Origin of the sequence: Streptococcus sp. (assembly GCF_019414905.1) — a bacterium.
Lineage (GTDB): Bacteria > Bacillota > Bacilli > Lactobacillales > Streptococcaceae > Streptococcus.
In genome coordinates, this window is sequence record NZ_DXLC01000226.1 from 1 (window position 1) to 3629 (window position 3629).

2 protein-coding genes are annotated in these 3629 nt (G+C 38.5%); both read right to left on the reverse strand.

The features are described from left to right. Window positions 1-335: 335 nt before the first annotated feature. The gene (locus tag QZ359_RS06995; RefSeq protein ID WP_261076740.1) at window positions 336-2294 is read right to left on the reverse strand and encodes a peptide ABC transporter substrate-binding protein; all 1959 of its coding nucleotides are present in this window, start codon (window positions 2292-2294) and stop codon (window positions 336-338) included. 207 nt (window positions 2295-2501) lie between these two features. Beyond that, a partial coding sequence (locus QZ359_RS07000; protein WP_293964745.1) for a polysaccharide biosynthesis C-terminal domain-containing protein occupies window positions 2502-3629 on the reverse strand: 1128 nt, incomplete at its 5' end.

Consider the following 3629-nt stretch of genomic DNA (forward strand, 5'->3'; position numbering starts at 1 on the left):
CCATAATAGCGCCCATGATGTTACCTCCATAAAAATTAGTAAACAGGCAGATAAGAACTCTTCACATAAAAGAAGAACTTATCATTTGTTTTGTTGCATTTTATCTTACTTTTTCAGTAAATAACATCCCTCCTATAAAATCGTTCTAGCATGTGCATACTTCAGTTAACACTGGGTAGATTTTCGAAAATAGTTTCTCACGTTTTTGTTATATTCATTATAACATAAATTTAATAAACCAATTAAAAAATGTAAGCATTTTCTTCCAAATTTGCCATCATTCTATTAAAAAACGACAGCTTCTTTCGAAACCATCGTTTTTTCTTGAAAAATTCTTATTTGACATGTTTTGCCAATTCTTCTTGGGCTTTTTTATTGGATTCTTCTTTTTCTTTCAGCCATTTTTCTTTGGCTTTTTCATATTCATCTTTTGTGACTGTTTTATCTTGTACTTTGAGGTATTTATATGATTCAACCCCTTTATTACCAGCCAATGAATATGGTGTTGAGAAAGGAACAATTTTTCTCAATGTTGGTGTTCCGCCTAGTGAAACATTTGGAATTGCTAGAGAGCTATCTACCAACCAAGCTTGGGCATCCGCATATTTTTCATAACGTTTAGCCGGCTCTTGCTCCTTATTAGCTTCTTCCAACATTTGAGTGTAGACATCCAATCCAACAGCCTTGGCCTTGTCATTGGCTTCACCTGGCTCTATACCTAGATTTTGCATCAAACCACCAGAATTAACGTTAAAGACGTCAAGATAGGTTGATGGATCTTGATAGTCTGGACTCCAACCACCGTTGTAAAGATCATAATCCTTCTGAGCTGCAGTCTGAGCAAGATAACCTGAACTCTCATAGTCTTCTGTAGAAAGTTGGTGAACATCAATGACAACATTTTCTGCACCTAAGACAGATTCTATTGATTGCTTCATGGAATTGATTCCTTGAATTTCTGCCTTATTGGTCAAATCTACAGTTTTATCTAAGTGGATAGGGAATTGGACTCCTTTGGCTTGGAGTTCTTTCTTAGCTTCAGCAAATTTAGCTTTAGCTTTTTCTGGATTGTAGTATGGATCTTGGGCATCCGCAAAGTTGATTCCTTGCCATTCCTTACCATAATTCACCATCTTAGAGGCCACTACTTCACCAAAGTCTTTGCCGTTGATACTTACGAAGTTTGGAGGAACGACTAGGTTACGCAAAATCTTAGTTGCACCATCCTCTCCTTGAGATTGAGCCCCGTATGCTGTACGGTCATAGGCAAAGTTAATGGCTTGACGGAAGTTTTTATTAAGAACCGCTTCCTGAGTCGATTTCTTTTCAGCATCACTTGTCTTGGAAGTGAATTTATAAGATTTTCTATCTAGGTTAAAGTTTAAGAAATAAGAAGTGGCATCTTGCAAGCTATAGATGATATTGTCCTTATTCTTTTCTTTAATACCTTCAAAGCTTGCACTATTTGGATAAAGGCGAGCATAACTATAAGCTCCCTCAACAAAGTTACGAGCTAGTGCATCTTGGTCACTACCATCATAATAAGCCAATTTCACATCATCTACAAAGACATTTTTAGCATCCCAGTAGTTCGGATTTTTCTTGAATTCAATGACAGATTTTGAAACAAAGGATTTCATCAAGAAAGGTCCATTGTACAAAATACTAGATGGGTCTACCTTCCCAAAATCATCACCTTTTGATTTCAAGAAATCCGCATTGACCGGGAAGAGAATGGTTGAAGTTGTTTTTGAGTTCCAGTAAGATTCTGGTCGTGTCAAGGTATATTGAACCGTTTGGTCGTCAAGAGCCTTGACTCCGACAGTTGAAAAGTCGCTTGTTTTCCCGTTGATATAGTCATCTAAACCAGCAACGGATTCTTGCACCAAGTATAAGGCTTCGGATTTTTTATCTGCTGCATATTTCAAACCAGTTACAAAATCTTGGGCAGTTACAGGAGCATATTCATCTCCATCTGCAGTATACCATTTAGCATCCTTACGCAGTTTGTAGGTATAGGTCAAGCCATCCTTGGATACACTCCAATCCTCTGCCAAAGATGGGATATAATTCCCATACTGGTCATTTTCCATGAGCCCATCTACCAAATTAACCACGATATCATTGGTTGTTGCACGGTTTTCTGCTAGATAATTCAAACTAGACGGATCACTAGTATAAACATAGTTATATGTTTTTGACCCTGTGCTGGAATTTCCACAGGCACTTAACAAAATACCTGCACTTAACACGACACCTGCAAGCGTTGCATACTTGGCCTTAGACTTTTTCATCTCCAGAACCTCCTGATTTAAATATTTGTTTTATTATACAGGCTAACTACTTTTTAGTCAAGTGTTTTTTGACATAAAATTCAATTACTTTCGTTATTTATTCTCTGTTTTACATTTTATATCCAATTCTAACAATAAAAAATGAATAAGAGAGTGTTTTGGTTTTTAAAAAACTCAACTTATTCATTTTATTTATAAATTATTTTTCTAAGAAATTTTTAATTTTGCTCGCAGGCGATCTGCTTGGGCTTTTCCAATCACCTTATCCAACAAACGAGTACGGAGACTCATGACTCCATATACTCCTCCACCCATGGCACCGACAAGGGCTACATAAAGGAAGCTCCACAAACGTCCACTTGGTTGGAAGACAAATCCTAAAATCCACTGGATGGCACCTACACCGATAAACATAACAAGGGTCAACAAACTGATTAAAATGGTTCGCTTTAAAATCACCTTGCGCTTGACACCAGTTACCTTACAAATATCCCGATACATCAAGACGTTAGGAATAATAAGACCGATGGTTGTGGAAATCAAAGGACCATAACTGTGGAAGAGGGCGATGGTAGGTATTTGCAAGACTAGCTTGGCAATGGAACCATAGATAAAATAGAGAACGGCCTTGCGGTTGCGGAACATGGCCTGAAGCATTGGAGACAAGACCATGTACAAGCCTAAAATAGTAGACTGCAAAACTGCAAAGACAAACAAGCCCATGGCCAAACTATCTGGCTTGCCATAGAAGACAGTATAGAGAGGTTCTCCTACCATAACCACTCCAACCGTTGCTGGCAGCAGGAATACGAAAAGCATGGTAATGCTATCCTGAACGAGACGAGAAGCTGCCTTCAAGTCCCCCTTGACATAGTTTTCAGTCAAGAGTGGTAAACCGACACCCCCAATTGAAACCCCTACAGAAATCAAAATCATCGTGATTTTATTTGGATTGGCTGAAAAATAAGAAAACATGACAACCAAGTCCTCGTTGCTGTAGTTGGTAAACCAGCTCATACTATTGATAAAGGTCATCTGATCCAGAATCTGGAAGAGCTGGATGGCAGAGCCTGTCAGGATAAAAGGAATGGCTTCCTTAATGGTATCAACCAAAAGACGCTTGCTGTTAATCTTATCTCCTGTTTCAAAGACTCTTTTGAGTAACCCTTCTTGAGCAAGGAAATAGACCAAAACTGCAAAACTAGCTACCATGCCGATAAAGGCCGCAAAGGTCGATTGGGTAACGGCTGCTAGGTAATCTCCTGAACCGAGCTTCATAATGATAAAGGTTGCTAAGAGCATCCAGATAACACGAATGACCTGCTCAGCAATTTG

Bases quoted from the DNA above. Each gene is read 5' to 3' on its own strand.
- QZ359_RS06995 (WP_261076740.1), bottom strand. From the start codon at position 2,294: ATGAAAAAGTCTAAGGCCAAGTATGCAACGCTTGCAGGTGTCGTGTTA.